The following is a 2,200-nucleotide window of genomic DNA, read 5'->3' on the forward strand; positions in this document are numbered from 1 at the left end:
GCGGGGGCGGCGATCAAAGGAGATGCAGGCCAAGATTGATCGGTGGTGCGCCGACCACCATTAAGCGTACACCTACCGAGCACAGGGAATCAGCCCAATAACTGGCAATCATCAGTACGCACGAGCAGCCGGATGGTCTTGATCACGGGGTTCCTTCTGATCGGTTTCTTCTTCTCACCCTTTGTTTCCTGTGGGTCAGAGACCTTTACTGGAGCAAGTGCCTTTCAGGAATCGCTCTCGATGCAAGAACAAATGCTTGATGAGGGATATGTCGTAGGAATCTTGTTCATCCTGTTCCCGATTGCAGGCGTTGTGGGCATATGGATGGGATCGGTTGCACTCAAGCGCATTGCACAGAATGAAACCGTTCGCGGACAAGGGAACTTTGCACTCGTTATGGCACTACTAACCGCGTGGCCCATAGTTAAAGTATTTCAGATCATGAATGATTCAGAGGGAATCTGGAAAGCAGAATGGGGATTTTATGGTAGCGTACTCGCAGTAATCGGGATGGTACTAGGTGCAGCCGGTATGCGCAATCCCCCCCTCCAAACCGACAATAAAACCACATCACCCATACCATGTTTGAACCAGCCAAGCGCAACCCACACCAAATGGTAACTAAGTAGACATACCACACCCGCCATCACCATAAGACCAAGAGTAGCCAACTATGCCAAACCGAGTATCCCCCCACCATCCATCCACGCGGATCAACCCTCGTGTGCTATACCTCGGTCTGATCATTGCAATGGTACTCGGTATACTCGCCGCACCCTCCCCATCCACATCGGATCGCACGGCGCTGGCTGCACCCGCTCCCCAAGCTGGCGAACGGGTTGCGTCCGTCTCGGTGGGTTGGGAACACGTATGTGCCCTTATGGAGACAGGAGCCGTGCGCTGCTGGGGGAGTAACGCACGCAATCAGACCAACGTACCATCCGATCTTGGTGCGGTACGTCAGATCAGTGCGGGTTTTTTCCATACCTGTGCGGTGACACAAGCCGGGGAGTTGCGTTGTTGGGGCAGCTCTAGCCTTGGCATGGATATTCCTCCCGATCTCGGTACTGTTGCATATGTCAGTGCCGGTGCTGAACTTACCTGTGCCATCACTACGTCTGGTACCCTGCGCTGTTGGGGCGATCCTACTATCCTCTACGATCAACCCACTGACATTGGCCCGGTGATTGATGTTACGGTAAGTCATAGTATTCCGGGAACGGGTGCTATCTGTGCAACGACAACAGCGGGACTCATCCGCTGTTGGGGCAATCTCATCTCAGCAGATGTACTCGACAGTAGGGCGGTATATACCAACCCTGATCTACGCGAGCAAGTAATTATCGGTGGTATGTATGTTTGCGTGATCGGTGTGGATAAGCTACTGCGCTGTGGAAGCGAAGATGAACCTATTGACTTTGGCATGGTCAGCCAAGGGTCAATGGACATCAGCAATAATATCTGTGCCGTGACTGTTGATGGTGCCTTGCGTTGCGAAGATATCAACGTCCCCACCGACATCGGTAGTGTCCGTCAAGTCAGTACGTGGCAGGCATATACCTGTGCAGTAACAACAAGTGGTGGGCTACGTTGTTGGGAGAACACATCGGGTGCGGAGTTGGTGAATATCGCGGGCAGTGGTGCTGCTGGAACAGGAAATACCACAACTATTCCGGCATCTGAACTACCCACTGGCCTTGTCTACAGTGCAGGTGGGAGGCAATATCAGGTACACCTAGACACGAACAGTAGCACAACCGTCGGAATAGCACCGCCCGCAAGTAGTATTCTGGGTTCAGGGAATACACGGATCTGGATAGAGATGGCTGACTGGCAGAATAATCAAGAGCCGTTTCAGATCCTTCAGTCCAACGTAGATGGAAGCAATCAGCAGATACTACTAGATAGCAGTACATTTTACCAGCAATTTCCTGATTATATTTCACTATATTCTAAATATGGCACTGGAATACCTCCAAAACTTGTAATAAACACCGACAAATCGCAGATCTTCTTTCCTGCTTGCCAACAGGGAATGGGAGAATCGGCGATTTGTACCATGTTCCAGTTTGATCTGAACTCACGTACCGTCAATAGACTCACATGGCTACATTTTGAGAGTAGGGGGTTGTGCTAGTTGAAAATTGGTTCATAGCAGGTCTGGGAGGTTGACCAAAGACCTCCGGTGTGGTATGGCTGG

The 2,200-nt window shown here is 51.3% G+C and carries 2 protein-coding genes; both read left to right on the forward strand.

What is annotated here, in order from left to right; genetic code table 11:
• Positions 1-132 precede the first annotated feature (132 nt).
• Positions 133-621: a hypothetical protein gene (locus tag EKD03_RS18085; RefSeq protein ID WP_129633834.1), complete on the forward strand. Its 489-nt coding sequence runs from the start codon at positions 133-135 to the stop codon at positions 619-621.
• A 130-nt stretch (positions 622-751) separates the two neighbouring features.
• Positions 752-2,137 carry an RCC1 domain-containing protein gene (locus tag EKD03_RS18090; RefSeq protein WP_274542426.1) on the forward strand — a complete coding sequence of 462 codons (1,386 nt, stop codon included), beginning with the start codon at positions 752-754 and terminating at the stop codon, positions 2,135-2,137.
• Positions 2,138-2,200 lie beyond the last annotated feature (63 nt).

The organism is Candidatus Oscillochloris fontis (assembly GCF_004138135.1).
Classification (GTDB): Bacteria; Chloroflexota; Chloroflexia; order Chloroflexales; family Chloroflexaceae; genus Oscillochloris; species Oscillochloris fontis.

Bases quoted from the DNA above. Each gene is read 5' to 3' on its own strand.
- EKD03_RS18090 (WP_274542426.1), top strand. From the start codon at position 752: ATGGTACTCGGTATACTCGCCGCACCCTCCCCATCCACATCGGATCGC.
- EKD03_RS18085 (WP_129633834.1), top strand. From the start codon at position 133: ATGGTCTTGATCACGGGGTTCCTTCTGATCGGTTTCTTCTTCTCACCC.